The 19,415-nt window shown below is 73.2% G+C and carries 18 protein-coding genes; 3 read left to right on the top strand and 15 right to left on the bottom strand.

What is annotated here, in order from left to right; genetic code table 11:
• Window positions 1-10 precede the first annotated feature (10 nt).
• A complete protein-coding gene (locus tag AA23TX_RS31625; RefSeq protein WP_155546418.1) occupies window positions 11-1,207 on the bottom strand; it encodes an MFS transporter in 1,197 nt (398 codons plus the stop codon).
• Window positions 1,204-1,980, bottom strand: coding sequence for a DeoR/GlpR family DNA-binding transcription regulator (locus AA23TX_RS31620; protein ID WP_196425605.1), 777 nt, complete (start codon window positions 1,978-1,980; stop codon window positions 1,204-1,206). Before AA23TX_RS31620 ends, AA23TX_RS31625 begins: the two co-directional genes overlap by 4 nt.
• A 123-nt stretch (window positions 1,981-2,103) precedes the next feature.
• On the opposite strand from AA23TX_RS31620, the gene AA23TX_RS31615 reads away from it, so the two are divergent.
• The gene (locus tag AA23TX_RS31615; protein WP_155546417.1) at window positions 2,104-2,691 is read left to right on the top strand and encodes a TetR/AcrR family transcriptional regulator; all 588 of its coding nucleotides are present in this window, start codon (window positions 2,104-2,106) and stop codon (window positions 2,689-2,691) included.
• Here the strand turns inward: AA23TX_RS31615 and AA23TX_RS31610 are convergent.
• Complete coding sequence (locus tag AA23TX_RS31610; protein WP_155546416.1) at window positions 2,688-3,788, bottom strand: Gfo/Idh/MocA family protein; 1,101 nt, start codon at window positions 3,786-3,788, stop codon at window positions 2,688-2,690. The two genes, AA23TX_RS31615 and AA23TX_RS31610, sit on opposite strands and share 4 nt — an antisense overlap.
• Window positions 3,785-4,513, bottom strand: coding sequence for a sugar phosphate isomerase/epimerase family protein (locus AA23TX_RS31605; protein ID WP_155546415.1), 729 nt, complete (start codon window positions 4,511-4,513; stop codon window positions 3,785-3,787). Before AA23TX_RS31605 ends, AA23TX_RS31610 begins: the two co-directional genes overlap by 4 nt.
• Window positions 4,514-4,713: 200 nt before the next feature.
• Here AA23TX_RS31605 and AA23TX_RS31600 point away from each other — a divergent pair, with 200 nt between their 5' ends.
• Complete coding sequence (locus AA23TX_RS31600) at window positions 4,714-4,908, top strand: hypothetical protein (protein ID WP_155546414.1); 195 nt, start codon at window positions 4,714-4,716, stop codon at window positions 4,906-4,908.
• A 77-nt stretch (window positions 4,909-4,985) separates the two neighbouring features.
• Window positions 4,986-5,831, top strand: coding sequence for an SAM-dependent methyltransferase (locus AA23TX_RS31595; protein WP_155547428.1), 846 nt, complete (start codon window positions 4,986-4,988; stop codon window positions 5,829-5,831).
• Between the two features lie 9 nt (window positions 5,832-5,840).
• On the opposite strand, the gene AA23TX_RS50820 is transcribed toward AA23TX_RS31595, so the two are convergent.
• From AA23TX_RS50820 to AA23TX_RS31545, 11 genes are all read right to left on the bottom strand, one after another.
• On the bottom strand, window positions 5,841-7,400 hold the full coding sequence (locus tag AA23TX_RS50820; protein WP_338422540.1) for an RICIN domain-containing protein: 1,560 nt from the start codon (window positions 7,398-7,400) through the stop codon (window positions 5,841-5,843).
• A complete protein-coding gene (locus AA23TX_RS50335; RefSeq protein ID WP_230862781.1) occupies window positions 7,349-8,689 on the bottom strand; it encodes a beta-L-arabinofuranosidase domain-containing protein in 1,341 nt (446 codons plus the stop codon). The genes AA23TX_RS50820 and AA23TX_RS50335 overlap by 52 nt, the downstream gene beginning before the upstream one ends.
• Before the next feature lie 139 nt (window positions 8,690-8,828).
• Window positions 8,829-9,218 (bottom strand): CU044_2847 family protein, encoded by a 390-nt coding sequence (locus AA23TX_RS31585; RefSeq protein WP_155546413.1) that lies wholly within the window; start codon window positions 9,216-9,218, stop codon window positions 8,829-8,831.
• A 24-nt stretch (window positions 9,219-9,242) separates the two neighbouring features.
• Window positions 9,243-10,532, bottom strand: coding sequence for an ABC transporter substrate-binding protein (locus AA23TX_RS31580; protein ID WP_155546412.1), 1,290 nt, complete (start codon window positions 10,530-10,532; stop codon window positions 9,243-9,245).
• The gene (locus AA23TX_RS31575) at window positions 10,529-11,644 is read right to left on the bottom strand and encodes a GlnX family signal transduction membrane protein (protein ID WP_155546411.1); all 1,116 of its coding nucleotides are present in this window, start codon (window positions 11,642-11,644) and stop codon (window positions 10,529-10,531) included. The genes AA23TX_RS31580 and AA23TX_RS31575 overlap by 4 nt, the downstream gene beginning before the upstream one ends.
• A complete protein-coding gene (locus AA23TX_RS31570; RefSeq protein WP_155546410.1) occupies window positions 11,641-13,050 on the bottom strand; it encodes a vWA domain-containing protein in 1,410 nt (469 codons plus the stop codon). The genes AA23TX_RS31575 and AA23TX_RS31570 overlap by 4 nt, the downstream gene beginning before the upstream one ends.
• Before the next feature lie 4 nt (window positions 13,051-13,054).
• The gene (locus AA23TX_RS31565) at window positions 13,055-15,250 is read right to left on the bottom strand and encodes a serine/threonine-protein kinase (protein ID WP_155546409.1); all 2,196 of its coding nucleotides are present in this window, start codon (window positions 15,248-15,250) and stop codon (window positions 13,055-13,057) included.
• 124 nt (window positions 15,251-15,374) lie between these two features.
• Window positions 15,375-16,871: a trypsin-like peptidase domain-containing protein gene (locus AA23TX_RS31560; RefSeq protein ID WP_155546408.1), complete on the bottom strand. Its 1,497-nt coding sequence runs from the start codon at window positions 16,869-16,871 to the stop codon at window positions 15,375-15,377.
• Window positions 16,872-17,075: 204 nt separating this feature from the next.
• Window positions 17,076-18,047 (bottom strand): ABC-2 membrane transporter-related protein, encoded by a 972-nt coding sequence (locus AA23TX_RS31555; protein WP_155546407.1) that lies wholly within the window; start codon window positions 18,045-18,047, stop codon window positions 17,076-17,078.
• Window positions 18,044-18,928, bottom strand: a complete 885-nt coding sequence (locus tag AA23TX_RS31550) for an ABC transporter ATP-binding protein (protein ID WP_155546406.1) — start codon at window positions 18,926-18,928, stop codon at window positions 18,044-18,046. The genes AA23TX_RS31555 and AA23TX_RS31550 overlap by 4 nt, the downstream gene beginning before the upstream one ends.
• 11 nt (window positions 18,929-18,939) lie before the next feature.
• Window positions 18,940-19,335 carry a GntR family transcriptional regulator gene (locus AA23TX_RS31545; protein ID WP_155546405.1) on the bottom strand — a complete coding sequence of 132 codons (396 nt, stop codon included), beginning with the start codon at window positions 19,333-19,335 and terminating at the stop codon, window positions 18,940-18,942.
• Window positions 19,336-19,415: the final 80 nt, after the last annotated feature.

Raw genomic sequence — 19,415 nt, 5'->3', positions numbered from 1 at the left:
CCGGCGGAGATCAGCCCACGGGCTGCTCCGCCGGCTCCGGCTTCGGGCTCAGCACCCCCGCGAACACCGCCGCCAGCACGCACAGCACCACCGGCACCGCGAAGGTGACGTTCAGCGGCATCCACCGCGTCAGCCCGCCGATCAGCGCCGGCCCGGCCAGCAGGCCCACGTACCCGAGGCCGACCACCCGGGCCATCAACGCACCCGAAGCCCGCGTGTCGAGGTTCCCCGCCGCGGTGAACAGCTGCGGGACCCCGCCCGACAAGCCCAGCCCGAACAGCGCCCAGCCGACGAGCGACAGCGGCACCCACGGCGCCGCCGCGGCGATCGACAGGCCGACCGCGGCCAGCGCCGCGCCGTAGCGGACGATCGCCGCCGGGCCGGCCCAGGCCGCGACGCGGTCGGTCAGGAACCGGCCGGTCGTCATCGCCACCGCGAACGCGCCGTACGCCAGCGCCGCCGTCGAGGACGACGTGCCGAGGACCTTCTCCATGTGCAGCGCCGCCCAGTCGTTGGCCACGCCCTCCGACAGCATCAGCGCCAGCGCCAGCAACCCGAGCAGCCACACCACGCGACCCGGCGGGCGACGGCGGACCGGCGCGGATTCGGCGGGCGACTCCGAGGCCGGCGAAGGCACGTCGGCCGGCTCCATCAGGAAACGCGCGGACACCAGGGAAAGCAGCACGCAGAACAGGCCGGTGGCGGTGAGCGTCACGCCGGTCGGCACGCCGCCACCGAGCGTCGCCGCGCCGATGACCGCCGCGAACGCGCCGCCGATCGACCAGAACGCGTGGAACGCCGCCATGATCGGACGCGGGTAAGCGCGCTCCACGACCACCGCGTGGGAGTTCATCCCGACGTCGATCGCGCCGTTGCCGAAGCCGAACAGGATCAGCGAAAGCCCGAGCGCCCACCACGAGTTCGCGAACCCCGGTCCGCACAGGGCGAGGCCGAGCAGCACGCCGGCCGCCGGGACCAGCCGGCGGTGGCCGAGCCGGTCGACGAGCGGGCCGGAGATCTGCATGCCCGCGAACGCCGCGCCGCCGAGCACCAGCAGCAACGCGCCCAGCGTGCTGTGCGAAATGCCGGTCGCGCGTTCGATGTTCGGGATGTGCACCACCCACATGCCCATCGCGAACCCGTTGAGGCCGAAGAACATGAAGGTCGCGAACCGGGCGGCGCGCGGGCGGGGCGGAGCGGTCGTCATCGGTTCTCCCAAGGGACGGCGACGTGCACGAGCACGCCGAGGCCGGCCAGCGCCGCACGCTGGTCCTCGGGCGCGCCCGGGTCGGTGATCACTACATCCGGGCGGTCGGCGGGACAGACGTGGGCGAGTGCGGCGCGGCCCCACTTGGCGCCGTCGGCGAGCACGATCGCGCGGGCCGCGACGTCGAGGGCCGCCCGCTTGACCTCGGCGTCGCCCAGGTCGAAGGCGGTGAGCCCGGCGTCGACGCCGAACGCGCACGGGCTCAGCACCGCGACGTCGAAGCGCAGGGCGCGCAACGACGCGACGGTCAGCGGGCCCACCAGGGCCTGCTCCCCCGGCCGCGGCTCGCCGCCGGGCAGGAGCAGCCGGACTCCCCCGTCGTCGGCCAGCTCCCGGGCCGCGTGCAGGGAAAGCGGCATCACGGTGACCGCGCGCCCGCGCAGCAGCCGCGCGAGCTCCAGCGCGGTCGTGCCGCTGTCGAGGACGATCGTTTCACCGTCGCGGATCAGCTCGGCGGCCGCGGCCGCGATGGCCCGCTTCGCCGCGACCGCTTCCGTCGCGCGGGCGGCGAACGGCGGTTCGATCCCGGACGGCGCCGCCGGGACGGCTCCCCCGTGCACCCGCCGCAGCACCCCGCGCGCAGCCAGGTGGTCGAGGTCGCGGCGCACAGTCATCTCCGACGCGCCGGTCGCCGACGCCAGGTCCGCGACGGCCACCTGGTCGGCGTCACGCAGCCGCTCCACGATGATCCGCTGCCGTTCCGCGCTCTTCACGCCGCGATGTTCGCAAGCCGCGAGCGTTCGCACAACTGATTTGTTCGTCCGCTCACGTCGCTTGTGCGAAACACCGCTGCGGCATGATGGTGCCGTGCACGCCGCCGAGACCACCGCGACCCCGTGACCGGGGGCTACCTGAAGGGCCGGATCCGCCGTGAGGACATCATCACGGCGGCGGCCGCGGCGTACGGCGAACTCGGCTACCAGGGCTCGTCGCTGCGGGAGATCGCCAAGCGCGTCGGGATTTCCCACGCCGGCCTCCTGTACTACTTCCCGACCAAGGAGGCCCTGCTCGCCGCCGTGCTCGAACGGCGTGACGCCGAGGACTCCGAGCGCGAACAGCTGACGGTGCCGCCCGGCCTCGAGGTGCTGCGCCACTTCGTCGCGCTCGCCGAGCACAACGTCCGCCACCCCGGGATCGTCGACCTCTACTCCCGGCTCGCCGCCGAGGCCGTCGCCCCGGACCACCCGGCACACGAGTACTTCGTGCGCCACTACCGGGCCGCGCGCGAAGGCGTGCACGAGTCGTTCGCGGTCCTGGCCGCTCGGGGCGAACTGCGGGACGGCGTCGACCCCGGGCTGGCCACGCTGACGTTCATCGCGCTGATGGACGGCCTGCAGGTGCAGTGGCTGACCGTCCCGGGCGACGTCGACCTGGTCGGTTCGCTGCGCTTCTACCTGCAGAACGTGCTCACCGTCCCGGTCTAGAGGGTCTTCTCGTACGGGTCCCAGCCCACCGGCAGCAGGGGCGGGACCTCGACACTGCTGCCGACGTCCACGGTCTGCCCCCGGGTCAGGGACTCCTCGATGGCCAGCATCGCGTCGAGCACGTGGTAGGCCAGCTCGCCGGACGCGCGTTCCGGCACGCCGGCGCGGATCGCCCGGGCCAGCTCCAGCGCCCCGGTGCCGCGGGAGGCCGCGTGCCCGGCGGGCGCCAGCTCTTCCGGATCGTCACCGCCGAGCAGGTGCAGCCGGGTCGGCTCGTCGAACCGGTTGGGGTCCGGCAGGACGGCGGTGCCGCCGGTGCCGGTCAGCTCGACCACCCCGGTCCGCTTGAGCGCCGAATCGAAGCTCAGCACGACCTGCGCCGAGGCCCCTTCGAACTCGACGAGCGCGGTGATCGTCGTCGGCACCAGCACCGGGAACTCCGTCCCCGCGCGCGGACCGGAGCCGATGACCCGGGTGTCGCGCGCCCGGCCGCCGGCGCCCGTGACGCGCCGGATCGGCCCCAGGAGGTGCACCAAGGCCGTCAGGTAGTACGGGCCCATGTCGAGCAGCGGCCCGCCGCCCGGCTGGTAGTAGAACTCCGGCGTGGGGTGCCACACTTCCGGGCCCGCCACCTGGAACAACGCCAACGCGGTCAGCGGACGGCCGATCCGGCCCTCGTCGACGGCCCGGCGCGCGGTCTGCAGCGCGGCGCCGAGGACGGTGTCGGGCGCGCTCGCCACGCGCAGGTTCTTCTCCCGTGCGCGATCCAGCAGCTTGCGGCCGGTCTGGCGGTCCAGCGCGAGGGGCTTCTCCGCCCACACGTGCTTGCCCGCGTCGAGGGCGGCGAGCCCGACGTCGACGTGCGCGGCGGGGATGGTCAGGTTGACGACGAGCTCGACCTCGGTGTCGTCGAGCAGCTCGGCCACCGTGCCCGAACGCGGCACGCCGTACTCGGCCGCGCGGGCCGCGGCGCGCTCGGTGTCGAGGTCGGCGATCCGCACCACGCGGACGTCCGGGAAGCTCGTCAGGTTCTCGAGGTAGGTGCCGCTGATGACGCCGGCGCCGACGATCCCGACGCCGACCGGCCCGCCGGTCACCGGTTGACCAGGAACGCGTGGCTGGCGGCGATGGCCTCGAAGAGGTCACCGTCGTAGGCGTCGAACTCGACGACGCGCAGCGCGTCCGGCGCGGCGGCGAGCACCTCGGCGACCGGCACGCTGCCCTGTCCGGCCGGGACCTGACCGGTGGCGTCGGTGGCCAGGGCGCCGTCCTTGACGTGGATCGCCTTGACGCGGTCGCCGAGCCGGCGCAGCAGCGCGGGCGCGTCCTCGCCGCCCGCGGTGGCCCAGTAGGTGTCGACCTCCAGCGCGACGGCGGGGTCGAGCTGTCCGGCGAAGACCTCGAACGCGCTGCGGCCGTCGATCCGGGATTCCAGCTCCCACCAGTGGTTGTGGTAGCCGACCTGCACGCCGTGCTCGGCCGCGACCTTGGCGGCGGCGTTCAGCGCGTCCGCCGTGGCGGCGATGCCGTCGGTGTCCTGCCACTGCTCCGGCTTGACGAGCGGGTCGATCACCAGGCCGATGCCCAGCTCGGCCGCCGCGGCGAACACGGCCGCCTGGTCGGCGCCGATCAGGCGGGCGTGCGCGGTCGGGGCGGTCAGGCCGTGCGCCGGCAGCCCGTTCCGCAGTGCTTCGGCGTTTTCGACGACCCCGTACGGCTCGACGCGCGTGAAGCCGATCGCGGCGAGCCGCCGCAGGGTGCCGTCGGGGTCGGCCGCGAAGGCGTCGCGGACCGAGTACAGCTGCACGGAAAGCTCGCTCATCACCGGCTCCTGGAGGTCACGGGGTTCGATGAATTTCTACCACTTGGTCAAAATTGACACCAGGGATTTCGCGGCCGGTCCACCGGACGGCCGCACCCCCGCGTGCGCGGTCTCACTGCCGTGGTTGTTTTGGCGAGCGCCGGTTGGGGCAGTAACGCTGGGACGAGGCCAGAGCCGATCCGATCCGGGAGGTGCCGGGAGTGGACAGGGCAGGGGACGAAGTGGACACGGGGGCCGTCGGCCACCCGGCGTCCCGTCGCGACCTGACGGAACTGTCCGAGGCCGCACGCGATCTCGACCGCCGGATCGAGCAGCACCTCGCCCGGCTGCGCCGCGAACGGGCCGAGCGCGCCTGGGACGACATTCCTGACCAGCGGCTTCGCCCGAGCGGCTGACCTCGCGTTTACCGCGTGGACCCGAGCTACTACGCTGGGTGGCCCCACGCCACGCGCCGAAGTCCTGCGAGGTCGCCATGCCCGAGACGCTGTCCCCGAGCCAGAAGCCGGTCGGAGTCGATCCCGACCGGCCGAGCATCGCCCGGATCTACGACGGCTTCCTCGGCGGCAACAACTTCTACGAAGTCGACCGCATGGTGATGGAGAAGATCCGCGCGGCGGTCCCCGAGGCGGTCGACATCGCCCGCGGCAACCGCGGTTTTCACAACCGCGCGCTGCGGATGCTGGCGAACCAGACCAAGATCCGGCAGTTCGTCGACTGCGGGTCCGGGCTGCCGACGGCGGAGAACACGCACCAGATCGTCCAGCGCATCGACAAGGACCACACGGTCGTCTACGTCGACAACGACCCCGTGGTCCTCGCCCACGGCCGGGCGCTGCTCGTCGAGAACGACTTCACGCACATGGTCGAAGCGGACATCTTCCAGCCACGGGCGGTGCTCGGCCACGACGAGGTGCTCCGGCACATCGACTTCTCCGAGCCGGTCGCCCTGCTGCACGTCGGCACGATGCACCACTTCGAGGGCGACGGCGCGACCGAGGTCATGCGGGAGTACATCGACGCGCTCGCCCCGGGCTCGTACGTGGTGCTCTCGCACTTCTTCGACCCCGAGGTGCCGGAGCTGACCGAGATCGCCAAGCGCATCGAGAACATCCTGACCCAGGGCCCGCTCGGCGCCGGCCGGTTCCGCACACGCGCGGAGATCGAAGCCATGCTGCCGGGCCTCGAGTTCCTCCAGCCGAACGCGACCTCCGCGCCGGGTCTCGCGGTGTGCGACGAGTGGTGGCCCGACGGTCCCCGGCTCACGCCCCTGTCGGGTTCGGCGAAGTGCGTGGCCGGGATCGTCGGCGTCAAGCGCTGAGTCATTCCACTACGGGCGCAGCCGCCACAGGTGGTCCGCGGTTCCGGTGTCGCCGAACTGCACCACCTGCGCACTGTCCGCCGTGGACATTCCGTCGACACCGAGCACCTTGCCGGAGTTGCGGTTCACGATCCGGAACCAGCCGCTGCCGTCGTCGCGCAGGCGCCACAGGTGGTCCGCGGACCCGTTGTCGGTGAACTGCACGATGGTCGCACTGTCCGCTGTGGACATTCCGGCCACGCCGAGCACCTTGCCCGAGTGGACGTTGCGGATCAGGAACCAGCCGTCGGCCGCAGCCTCGAACGTCCACAGGTGGTCGTCGGTGCCGTTGTCGGCGAACTGCACCACCCGCGCATTGTCCGCGGTGGACATCTGGTCGACGCCGAGCACCTTGCCGGAGTTGCGGTTTTCGACCCGCACGCGGCCGTCCGGGACGAACCGCCACACGTGGTCCGCCGAGCCGTTGTCGGCGAACTGCACCACCTGCGCGCTGTCCGCCGTGGACATCCCGGCGACGCCGAGCACCTTGCCGGAGTTGCGGTTCTTCAGCCGCCACCAGCCGTCGCCGTTGTCCACCGGCTGCCAGAGGTGGTCCGCGGTGCCGTTGTCGGTGAACTGGACCATGCGCGCACTGTCCGCCGTGGACATCTGATCCACGCCGAGGACCTTGCCGGAGTGGTGGTTGCGGATCCGGTACCAGCCGTCGCCGTTCGCCACGAGGTGCCAGACGTGGTCATCGGTGCCGTTGTCGGCGAACTGCACCACCCGCGCACTGTCCGCAGTGGACATCTGATCCACACCGAGAACCTTGCCGGAGTTGCGGTTCACGACCCGGAAGCCCGCGCCCCCGCCGCCCGGCGACCACGGGTGGCCGTTCGGGTCCGCCGTCGGGAAGGACGTGACGCGCAGGCGGGCCGCACCCATGGGGATCAGCGTGACCGTCTCGACCGCCGCGTCGCTGCGCGCCGGTGACGCCTGCAGCGGCGTGACGACGTTCTGGTCGTCCGCGGTCCACTCGGCGATTTTCCGTGCGGAAGCGGTGATCTTGACCGGCGCGGTGTCCGGCGTGAACGGGTTGGCGGGCAGCGCGCCACCGGCGGCGGAGAAGGTCAGCGCGGCATCGGTGGCGAGGCCGTAGTTCCACGGCGTCGTCGCGTGCACCGCGTACTCGGGGAACTGCGCGGTCCCGCCGATCTGCTGGTAGTTCTCCCCGATCTTCAGCGAGTACGTCAGCGGGCCGTGGTCGACCGACACGGAGTCGTGGTTCGCCGCCCACGTCCGCGTCGTCGTGCGCTGCGGCAGGGTGAGCGTCACGACGTCGCCGTTCGTCCACGTCCGGGCGACCTTGACGAACGACGGCCCGGCCGTCGCCGCGACCGCGGCACCGGCCACGGTGAGCCGCGGCGCCGCGCACCAGGCCGGGATCCGCAGGTACAGCGGGAAGGCCAGCGGTTTCGGCGTCCGGACGGTGAAGGTGACCTGCTCGGCGAACGGGTAGGTGGTGTCCTCGGTGATCGTCACCGACGTGCCGTCGCCGACCTTCGCCGTGACGCTGCTGGCCGAGTACATCGCGGCCGCGAGACCGTTGTCCGGCGTGGCCAGCCACAGCTCTTCGGTGAAGTACGGCCAGCCCATGCCGTAGTTGTGCGGGCAGCAGCGGTACTGGTCGACGCCCGGCAGGTAGGCCTGCATCGCGAAGCCGTTCTGGAACTGGCCTTCGCTCTTCGGCACGTTGTCGAGGTCGACGCTGTTCGCGCTGGTGACGTAGTGCACGGCCCGCCGGCGGGGTCGAGCGCGGCGGGCAGGGAGTTGAAGGCGAGGTCCTCGCAGCGGTCGGCCCACACCGGGTCACCGGTCAGCCGGGTGAGCAACTGGTGGCTCGCCATGAACTCGACGATCCCGCAGGTCTCGAAACCCTGGCGCGGGTCGCCAAAGCCGGGCCGCGCGTTCTCGTCTCCGGCGAAGCCGCCGCCGGCGAACTGGCCGTAGGCGGCCATGACCGTGTCGTAGTCGGAGTAGGTGGCCCGGGTCAGGCTCGCGTCGCCGGAGCGCAGCGCGTACTGCGCGGGTTCGCGGAAGCCCTGGGCGATGTTGACGTTGTGCAGGCTCGGCAGGTTCCGGACCCAGTTGGCACCGAAGGCGTGGATCTTGTCGGCGAGGTCGAGCAGGAAGGCGTCGCCGGTGCGGTTGAAGAGCCAGAAGACGCTGTCGAGGCCGTCGCCCCAGCGGACGGACACCCAGCTGGAGTCGAAGGCGCTCTTGCCCTGGGCGTTCATGTAGCGGAGGAACCGGGTCAGGAACGGGATGACACGGGTGTCGCCGGTGTACTCCTGCCAGGAGCGCAGGGCCTGCAGCAGCGGGAGGTACGGCCAGAAGTCGGGGCCGTTGTTCAGCGCGGTGCGCAGCGCGGCCGGGCCGAAGAAGCCGTCGGACTGCTGGGTGGCGAGGACGGCGTCGATCCACTTCCCGGCGGTGGATTTCGCGGTGGTGTCCCCGGTGACGGCGGCGAGGTCGACGTAGCCGCGCAGCCAGTAGGGCACTTCTTCCCAGCCGGCGCGTTCGGGGTGGACCCAGCCGCTGGTGGCGAAGTCGAGGAAGTGCGAGGTCTCGGGGTAGTGGCCGCAGAGGCCGTCGAGCTGCAGTTTCAGCTGGCCGGCGAGCCAGCCCCGCGCGGTGACGGCCCCGGGCGGGAGCTTGAGGAAGGCGGCGGGCTTCAGCGGGGCGGCGTTCGGCGTGTAGAGGCCGCCCGCGGCGGGAGCGACCTCGCGGATTCCGGCCCGGGCCGGGTTCGCGCCGGCCAGCACAGCGACGGCGGCACCTCCGGCTCCGGCGACGAACTGCCTGCGGCTCAACGGCACGGGACGGCCTCCGCTCGTTTTACAACGTTGTAAATGTCAGTTTTACCCGGTGGATACAACGTTGTAAATCCGCCGTTCGCCGGAGAGACGGGCGGAAAGGCGGTCACGGGGTCGACGAAGCCGGCGGGTCCGATCCGGGCTACGGCACGTCCGGCGGGACCGGGGCGGCCCCACTCGCCGCCGGCGCCTCCTCCGCGCTGTCCTCAGTGGACTCCGTCGCCTCCCCGCGGACCCACTTCAGCTTCACCTCGAACTGCCCCTGCAACCCCGTTCGCGCGATCACCGCCCCCGCCTGGGCGTCCAGCTTGACGCCGAACTTCAGCTCCACCTCGTCCGGGCCCAGGTCGCGGAACTGGGCCAACGCCGCACCCGCGGCGGCGCGGACCTCGCTCAGCGCGTGCTCGAACGTCGTCGTCGCCTTGCGGAGGACGCCCGATGGCACCGACGCTCGCTCCAAGCCGGGCTCCACCTCCACCTCGACGACCACCGAGCCGCCGTCGGCCAGCGGGAAACGCACGAAGTCCGGCAAGGAATCCTCCTCGGGAAAAGACGATCAACAAGGCAAGTCCAGCCACTGCTCCGGGTCGATGCCACGGCGCACGCGCTCCAGCTCGTCGAGCAGCGTCCCGAGCCGGTCCGGATGGGCCAGGTACTCCAGCACCGCCTGGTAGAACGCGCTGCTCATCGCCGACGGCATCAGGTCCGACGCGTCGAAGCACGGGTCGGTGCCCTGCGCGAGGGTCGTCGCGATCCGCCGGGCGACGTCGCTGCGGTAGACGTCGGGGCCGACGAGCCGCCGGTGCACCGAGAACGTCGTCCCGCCCGACGGCCAGATCCGCTGGCCCGCCTCCCCGGCCAGGTACACCATGAGCCGGCGCGCGGCCGGGGTGTCGTGGAACATCGCCGCGAGGTCGGCCGAGACCTCCGACGGGCCGCCCGCACCCGCGCCCGGGAACGGGAAGAACCGGAAGTCGCGGTCGGGCACGGGCGGTCCCGGGAACGCGCCGTACCCGCCGATCGCGAACGAGCCCAGGTGCTCCCAGACACACCCCGGGGGCGGGGTGAACATCGCCCGGCCGGCGTCGGCGAAGGACGTCAGCAACGCCGCTGTGCTGCCGCCGCGGACCGCGCCCGGCGCCAGGACCAGCTCGCCCCAGCTCTGCCACGCCTCCCGCACCGCCTGGTCGGTCCACGGCAGGGTGCCCGCCGCCCAAGCGTTGTAGACCCGCGGGCCGGCCCGGTGCAGCAGGATGTCCTCGATCCAGTCGGTGCCGGGGAACCCGGAGTTCGGCGGGGCACCCATGCCGAGGCACCAGGGCGGCTGCCCGCTCGCGGCGAGCTGTCGCGACGTCGTCAGGAGCGCTTCCCACGTCGCCGGTTCCGGCCCGGTGAACGTCGACGGCGAGTACCAGACGATGCTCTTGAGGTCGGCCTTGACCACGACCGCGTACAGCGCGCCGCGCCCGAGCTGCTGCAGCTTCAGCCACTGCGAGCTGTACGCCTGGGCCGCTTCCGCACCGAGGACGTCGTCGAGCGGCTTCAGGTCGCCCGACTTCGCGTACCCGGCGAGCTCGGCCGGGTTGGACAGCACCGCGACATCGGGCGGGGTGCCTTGCTGCAGGTCACCGCGCAGCACCTGGTTCTGCGCGCGGGTGCCCTGGTACCGCGTCGGGATCCCGGTCTCGCGGGTGAAGCCGTCGAGCACGCGCTGGAACGCGGCCTGCTCGTCACCGGTCCACGAGCCGAGCACGGTCACGACCTCCGCGCCGGACCCGCCCGAGCAGCCGGGCACCCCGGCCGCCACCGCGGCGGCCAGCACGACGACGGCGAGGCGTCTCCTCATCGGCTTCTCGCCCCCCGGAACCGGTATTCGTCCAGCCGGGGTTGCAGGCCGCCGACGACCAGCATCCCGATTCCCGCGGCCAGCACGGGAATCCCGTAGCCGAGCAAGCCGTTCCAGCCCGGCTCGGTGAGTCCCGGGCCGAGCAGGGCCGACTCGTCGACGTCGGCCGGGGCCGCGGGCGGGACGGCGGGCGGCGCGGGGGTCGCCGCGGCGGCCGCGGCCACCGTGTACCCGCACGCGGCCACTCCCCCGGGACCGCAGGACGCGACCAGCACCTGCGCGAGCGTCCACTGGGCGTGCCCGGCGGTCGCCGTCGTCGCGGCGGACCGCGCGTCCACCGTGTGTCCCAGCGCGGCACCGCTGTCCCGCGCGCCGGACTGGATCCCGAGCAGCAGCGCCGTCCCGATGCCCAGCAGCACCAGGGCCGCCGTCGCGGCGAACAGGGCGGAGTTCACCGTCCGCCGGAAGCGGCGGGCGAGGAAACGCTGGGCCCACACCAGCAACGCGAGCGTGAGCAGCAGCGGCAGTGCCCACAGCAGGGTGATCGCGGGGTCCAGCCAGTCGGTGCCGAGCTGCTTCTCCAGCGCGGCGCGCTGGGCGGCGGCCAGGGTGTCGAGCCGCGCGAGGATGCCGTTCTCCTTCGCGGTCAGCAGGTCGGACGCGGACTGCAGGTTGCTCGCGGCGAGCGGGCCGCCGTTGTCCTGCCGGAAGTGCGCGTCGGCTTGCCCGATGAAGCCGTTGTACGCGGGCAGCAGCCCTTCGATGAGCCGGAGCGTCTGGCTGCCCTCTTCGCCGGCCGCGTTGTGCTCGGCGACCTGGGCGAGCTGCTGGCTGGCCAGCGCGATCTCGTCCTCGTACTGCTCGCTGGGTCCGGTGAGGCGCACCTGGCGGCGGTCGAAGGCGGTCACCGCGGCGTCGTGGGCGGCCACGAGCGCCTCCTTGGCCAGTGACACCTCGAGCACCGCGGGCGCGGTCCGCTCGCGCACCTCCGCGATGCTGGCCCGCACCCCGATGAACGTCGCCAGCGCGCTCATCAGGACCAGGGCGCTGCCGGCCACCAGCCCGAGCCGCAGCCACCAGAGGGTCTTTCGCGTGGTGCTCGTCGCCGTCACGACGGCGCTCCCGCCGGGCCGAACGGCTCGCCGCACCGCCCGCAGCGCGTCGCCGTCGGCCGGGCTTTGTGTCCACAGAGGACGCACTCGCGCGGCGGACCACCCTCCGCGAGCGGGGCCCGCGTGACGACGGGTTCGGCGGGAGGCAGGGCGGAGATGGCCGACCCGATCACGATCGAGAACCCGTCACGGGGACGGATACCGTCCTTGATGGCCACCGTCCCGTCGTGGACGTCGACCAGGCGGCCCAGGCGCTTGAGGATCTCCGCGTTGCCGAGGCCGGTGGCCAGCCGGTGCGCGGTGCTCCACTCGCGCGCCGCCTCCGCCCGGTCTCCGCGCTCGAAGGCGTCCCAGCCCGCGCGCAGCGCCCGGCCCAGCTCGGACTGCCCGGTGATGCGGGCGACGTTCTCGTCCGGCACGCTCGAGAGCGCCAGGTCGTCGGTCAGGTAGCCGACCACCGGGAGCCGGTCGCTCACCGCGGTGTCCGCGCCCTCGAGCAGGGTGACCGTGCCCAGCAGCCGGTCTTCGTAGCGGGTCAGCTCCGCGGCGTCGACTTCGAGGCAGAGGTGGTACTCGCGCTGCTCGTCGCCCCACGCGCCGGTGGGCAGCTCGAGCGCGCGGCACTGCGCGGTGAGGTCCACCTCGGTCGGGAAGACCTGCTTGACGAACCACAGCCTGGTGTAGGGCATCGTGGTCAGGCGCAGCCGCAGGTCGGGCACCGTCCGGCCCATCGCCTGCTCGACCAGCCGCCGGAAGTCCCCGGCCAGCTCGGCGTCCTCCAGCACCGCGTCGGCGCTGCCGCGCAGGACGGAGGCGATGCGCCGAAGGTCCCGCGGATCCCAGTCGTCGCCGATTCCCCTGGCGTCGCAGGCGAACGCGCCCTGGCAGCGGTCGAGTGCGGCCTCCAGCGCGCCGCTGCGGTCGGACTCGTTCTTTCCGTCGGTGAGCAGCACGGCGTGCCGGATCTCGACCGGACAACGGTCGAAGAGCTCCCGGGCCAGCTCCAGCCACTGGCTCATCGCGGTGCCGCCGCCGGCGATGAGCCCGGAGACCGCCGCCTTCGCCTCCTGCCGGGTCCGCGCGCCGGCGATGGCCAGCTGCGGCGTGGCGGGGTAGACCAGCTCCGCGTGGGCGGTGCATTGCACGACCCCGAAGAGCACGCCGTCGCGGAGGGAGTCGACGGCGACGCGGCAGGCGTGCCGCGCCGCCTCGATCTTCGTGGGCGGCCAGTCCATCGAGCTGGAACAGTCCACCAGCAGCAGTTCGGCGCTCTGCGGCGCGCCGTCCGCGACCGGCGCCCCGGCGTCGCCCACCCGCACGGTGAGGACGGCGTCCATCCGGTCGTCCGACGGCGCCAGGTACTTGTTCTGGCTCAGCCGGAGGGTGAACGACGGGGTCTCGGGCATCCGATCACCTTCTCGTCTTCGGGCGGACGGAGTTGGCGAGGTCGACGAGCACGCCGTGTTCGTCGCGGTCGCGCGCCCGCTCGGCGAGCCGGCGCAGGGACCGCTCCAGGAGCGTGCGCAAGCCGCGGTCGGTGACGCGCTCGCCGAGCAGGGCACCGCCGTCCCAGCCCGGCTCGGCGCCGTCGTCGAGGGCGGCCAGCGCGGCTTCGCGGACGAGCGTCTCCAGCCGGTCCTGGGACTCGCCGTCGAGGTACAGCTCGGGCAGCCGCCGCGCCGCGTCGGCGAGGTCGGTCCGGCCCGGCGGCCCGGACGGCAGGCGGCCCGCCCGGATCCGCACCGCGGCGATCCGCGCGGCGTCGTAGTGGCGGGAGATCGGCGGGACGGCGTCGAGCAGGGTGACCGCGGCGTCGCGGCCCCGATCCCGCAGGTGGCCGCGGGCCAGGCCGAAGGCCGCGCTGACCTGGCTGTGGTCGCGGTGCCACACCGAGCGGTAGCAGCGCTCGGCCTGCCCGGTGTCCCCGCGCAGTTCGGCGCAGAACCCGAGCGCGAGCTTCGGCGCGATTTCGCCCGGCCAGGCGCGGTGCACCCGGTCGAACGCGGCCGCGGCCGGCTCGGCGTCGCCGCGGACGAGCGCCAGCAGCCCGTGGTGCCAGGCCGCCCGCCAGTCGCGCGCGGCCTCGGCGCCGAGCAGCTCTTCGGCCGCGGACAAGGCGGCGGCCGCGCGGCCGGAGTCGCCCAGCGCGATGAGCGCCCGCGTCCGGGCGAGCTCGATCTCGACCGAGCGTTCGCCGAACATGGCGAGCTTGTCCAGCCAGCGGTGCGGCCCGGGCGCACCCGCGGCGGCGATGAACTCCACCGCCGGGTCGTCCGGCGCGACCCGCGGGATCGGCAGCCGGCCTGCCCCGTCGGCGGCGCTCGGCAGCCCCGGGTCCAGTGCTCCGCCGCGGGATGCGGCGGTGACCCAGCGGTCGAGGCCGGGGACCGCGCCGAGGCCCTCGTCGAGCAGCTCGGCGGTGTCCTCGAACAGCGCCGACGGCACCGGGCGCGGCCGTTCGTCGCGCAGCGAAAGGATTTCCCGGCGCACGCCGTCCAGCTGCTCGGCCATCTCGGACGCGGTGGCGAACCGGCGCTCGAACGGCGCGACCGCGCGCTCGAGGACCGAGCGCAGGGAGTCGAGGCCGCCGGCGACGCGGTCCGGGTCGGCGTCCTCGCTCGCGGCGTCGAGCAGCACCTGCAGCGTCCGGCCGACGGTGTGCAGGTCGGACCGGACGGTCAGGCCGTGCCGGGTGAGCTCGTGCGCCGGAACCTGGAACCCCTCGGTCCCGACGCTCGGGTTCGCCGAGTCGTCGATCGCGCGGGCGGCGCCGAGGTCGATGACCTTGACGCGCTTGTCGCCGTGGATCACGTTCTCCGGCTTCATGTCGCAGTACAGCAGGCCCTCGCCGTGGAGGTAGTCCAGCGCGGCGAGGATGGCCCGGCCGTAGACGATGACGTGCTCGACGCGCGGCGGCGGCCCCTTCACGAGGAGGTCGCGCAGCGACCGGCCGCCGACGTACTCCATCACCAGGTAGGTGTCGGGCTCGCCGCCGGCGGGCGGGGTGTGCTCGACGAAGTCGTTGATCCGCACGATGTTCGGGTGGTCGAGGCGGATCAGGACGTCCCGTTCGACCCGCGCCAGCGCGCGCAGCATCGCGCTTTCGCTGTTGATCACCCCCTTGAGCACGACGTGCTGGCCGCCGAGCGCGGTGTCGGCGGCGAGGTACACCCAGCCGAGGCCGCCACGGGCGAAGCAGCCGAGAACCTCGTAGCGGTCGCCGACGCGCTCTTGGCGGGAGAGCTTGGGCAGGAAGGAGAACGGCTCGCCGCAGTTCTCACCCTCGCAGAACCCTTCGGCGAACCCGGGTTCGCCGGCGTACGCGCGACCGACGGGTTCCCCGCAGCGGCCACAGAACCGGTGCTGCTCGGGGTAGTCCGGATCGGCGAGGACGAGCTTCGCGGGATCGGGCACCTCGACCGCGGGCAGCGACTGGAAGTCGGCCTCGCCGCCCCACAGCTCGACGCTGCGCCGGGTGCTTTCCGGCGCGGGCGTGCTCAGCGCGGCGGCCGGAGCCTCGACGGGCACCCGGCGGTGGCCGCACACTTCGCAGAAACCCGTCGGCCCGACGGGCTTCCCGTGGCACCACACCGGCCCGGCGGTCATGCGGCAGCCAACCGGTGCCACTGCTTGGCCGGGTATCGGCGGTGCCACACCCGCGAGCCGCCCCCGGCAACCGTGCGCCCGCCACCCAACCCGCGAAACCACATCCCCGAACCGTCCCCGGCCTTCACACGCCCTCCAATCGGTGCCGCACCGCGCGGATGTAACCCTCGACCAGCTCCGCCGCGGCCACGAGATCGGCGGGGAGCGCGTTGAGCGCCGTCATCGCCGGGCGGTACCGCTCCGCCAGCTCCTCGTCCTCCATCAGGCCCGCGTCGGTGGCCTTCGCGTTGTACGCGCGCAGCCGTCCGAGCAGCTCGTCGTGGCGGGCCGCGTGCGCGTCGAGGTCGGCGTGCAACCGGACTAGCTCCCGGCGGGCCGTCTCGGCGTCGCGTTCGGTCACCGTCAGGGCGCGCCGGACGCGGCCCGGGTCGATGTGCTCGCCCGCCGAGCTGAGGGCGGCCAGTCGCAGGCGCAGGTCCGCGGCGGGGCCGGGCACCTCCGCCGCCGGGTGCGTGCGCGTGCCGACCTGGGCGGCCCGCTCCCGCGTGCGCTCCTCTTCGTGCTCCACCATTTCGACCAGCAGCGCCAGCCGGTCCAGCCTCCGCGCGTTCCGTTCGCTCTCCCAGCGGCGGGCCAGGTGCACGCCGGGCGAGTCCGGCCCGCTGAACTGGACGAGCACGGTGGCACCCTTGTCCATCAGCGGTTTCACCGCACCGGTCAGGACCTCTTCCGGCGCGCGGGCGGCGTCGACGCCGGCCACCGCCACCGCGACGTCCTCCGGGTTGGTCGCGAGCACCGTCGTGACCTCCTCGGTGCTGATGCCGGCGCTGACCTTCTCGGCCACCTCGTCGGCGGTCTTGCCGGTGGCGTCGACGATCGCGGCGAGCCGCTCGCCGCGGCCGGGCGGAGACCCGCGGCGCTCGCGCCGGACCTGGGTCAGGAAGTCCCGGACCACCGCCGAGTCGCGGTCGCCGATGACCACGACCAGCGGGCCGCACGCGGGCCGCGGCGGCTCGCCCACCCACCGGGCGACCTCCGGGACGTGCCGGACGATCGTCTCGACGGGGATCAAGTAGGCGAGCCCGAGCCGTTCGTCGGTGTATTCGGTGACCACCATGCCGAGCACCGCGTCGGTGGCCTTGTCGATCACCCCGGCGCCGCTGAACCCGCGGCGGACGCGTTCCCCCGGCGGCTTCGAGTTCAGCTGGATCCACTCGCTGCCCGCCCCGGCCGGGCCGGCCAGCTCGGCGTCGTTCACCCACACGCCGTGCTGGTGCGGCGCCGGGAAACCGTAGGTGTGGACCACCCGGTCGCGGACGACACCCAGGCGCACCAACGGCGCACCTGGCACGCCGGGGAAAGCCTCGCTCAGCTCCAGCAGCGCGACGTCCCCGCGGCCGTCGGGCAGCGGCGGCACCCAGCACCCCGGCCGGACGCCGGCGTACGCCTCCGGTGTCCCGGGGAGGCCGACGAAGCGGACCACGAGCTGGGCGGCCGGGCCGTCGGGCGAAAGTGCTTCCTCCCCGGCGGCCTGCACGACGTGCGCGCAGGTCAGGACCGTGGACTCGCCCAGCAGCATGCCGGCACCCAGTGCCCGGCCCGACGAGTCCAGCAAGCACACCCGCCACGGTTCCGAATCCCCCGCGCGCCCAGCGGAACTAGCTCCGACGTGCTCCCTCACCGTGAGCGACCTTACGGCGGCGCACCGGCCGCCCGGGCCGGGTTGGGCCGCTTCCCCCGCCAGACCACCCGATCGGCCGCAGGGCGGGGAGTCACCGTGAGCAACTCACCGCCGGCCGCGGTGTCCGGTGGGAAACGGCCACGGTCAGGCGATCGTGCGCAGCCGGCGGAGTGCGAAGTACACCAGTGCCGCCGTCAGGAGCGCGAAGATGCCCGTCTCGATGCCCTGGAACGTCCAGAAGCGGTCGCCCGGCTGGTACTCCATCCAGTTGTACGCCCCCGGCCCCGCGGCGCCGCCGCCGCAACCGGCGGGCGGACACGGACCGATCCGGGCGTCCGGCAGCACCATCTCCCCCGCCGCGTTGCGGACACCCTCCGACATCACCCAGTCTCCCGAGCCCGGGTTCGGCGTCCGGCCGCCCGACGTCGCGAACGACAACGTCCGCGCCGGGAGGTACCGCGGCCGGGCCAGGACCTCGACCGCCACGCGGACGACCGCGAACCCCACCAGCGCGATCCCCATGGCCGGCAACACCTTCCGCCCGTACGTCCCCGCGAAGACGCCCAGCGCGAGCGCGAACAGCGTGTACGCGACCGGGACGATCCCCTGGACGTCGAACGACAAGTACGTCAGCCGGCCCGTCGAAGCGGAGACCAGCGGCTGGAACCACCACGACACGCCCAGCGCGTACCCGACCGCCAGCACCACCGTGATCGCGCCGACCAGGCCGAACTTCACCAGCGCCCAGTGCAGGCGGCTGACGCCCTGCGTCCACACGAGACGGTGGGTGCCCTGCTCGACCTCGCGGGCGACCAGCGGCGCGCCGAAGAACACGCCGACCAGCACCGGGAGCACCACGAACAGGACGGCCACGAACACCATGCCGCTGAACTGCTGCTGGAACTGGTGGCCCAGGCCCTCGCAGTTCGACGTCGCCTCGGTCTGCGTGATCATCGACGCCGTGCCGAGCGCGGCCCGGCAGGCGGGCAGGCCGAGGCTGTCGTACTTCGCGTGCATCGCCAGGCCCGTCGGCACCATGATCGCGGCGAGCGCGATCAGGGCGCCGAGGGTGAACAGCGCCTGCTTGCGGTGCTGGCGCCAGGTCAGCCAGATCATGCCGGCACCCCCCACGCGGTCGCGGTGACGCGGTTCTCCGCTTCGGCGAGGTGGGCCAGCACCAAGTCCTCCAGGGTCACCTCATGCTCCGTCCACAAAGGATCGATCGGTCCGTCGCCGCGGCGGACGAGCAGCGTCGACTGCCGTTCGGTGTGGCTCGCGCGGACGACCTCGGCCACGCCGGCGATGGATTCGCTGCCGGCCCGCGGGCCGACGAGCGTGCGGTGCGTCTCGAGCAGCTCGTCGACCGCCCCGGTCAGCCGGACGCGGGACTGCTGCAGGACGACCAGGTAGTCGCAGCTGCGTTCGAGGTCGGCGAGCAGGTGCGAAGACAGCAGGACGGTCGTCTCGCTCTCGGCGACCGCACCCATCAGCGTCTGCATGAACTCGCGGCGCGCCAACGGGTCCAGGCTCGCGATCGGCTCGTCGAGCAGCAGCAGCCGCGGCCGCTTGGCCAGGGCCAGCGCCAGCGCGACCTGCGCCCGCTGCCCGCCCGACAGCTTGCCCACCGGCTTGTCCGGCGGGATGCCGAGCATGGCGAGCCGTTCGCGGGCCAGCGTCGCGTCCCAGCGGCGGCGGTTCAGCTTGCCGCCCATGGTGACCAGCTCCGCCGCGGTGAAGTCCCGGTACAGCGGGGTGTCCTGCGCGACGAACCCGATGTCGGGCAGCACGGACCGCGGCTCGCGGCCGAACACGCGCACCTCCCCCGCGTCGGGCCGCAGCAGCCCGACGGCCAGGTGCAGCAACGTCGTCTTGCCCGCACCGTTCGGCCCCACCAGCGCGGCGATGCGCCCGGCGGGCACCTCCAGCGCACAGTCCTGCAACGCCCAGGTGCGCCCGTAGCGCTTGCCCAGCGCCCGGGCCCGCACGGCCAGCTCCATCTCGGAACTCCCTACGCAAGGTTGCGGGGCACCGGGGTGCCGCGCAACGTGGTCTCGATCAGGGCGGCGATGTCGTCAGCGGACATCCCCGCGGCGTCGGCGCGCTCCAGCCAGGCCACCAGCTCGTCGCGCAGCTGCCCCTGGCTGCCCAGCGACGGCCCGGCCAGGCTGCCGGTGACGAACGTGCCCACCCCCGGCCGGCCTTCCGCGAGTCCCTCCAGGACCAGCTCGCGGTAGGCCTTGAGCACGGTGTTCGGGTTGATCGCCAGCGCCTGGGCCACTTCCCGCACCTTCGGCAGCTGGTCACCCGGGCGCAACAGACCGACCCGCAGCGCCTGCTTCACCTGGACGACGAGCTGCATGTACGTGGCGACCCGCGAGCGGCCGTCGAGGACGAACTCGATCACCCGACACCTTCCTATTGTCTTACGACATTAAGACAACACCGGAGAACGCGTCGCTGTCAAGGAGCGTCCGCCGGGCATAG

The organism is Amycolatopsis camponoti (assembly GCF_902497555.1).
GTDB classification, from domain to species: Bacteria; Actinomycetota; Actinomycetes; order Mycobacteriales; family Pseudonocardiaceae; genus Amycolatopsis; species Amycolatopsis camponoti.
This window is presented reverse-complemented; position numbering and strand designations above follow the sequence as displayed.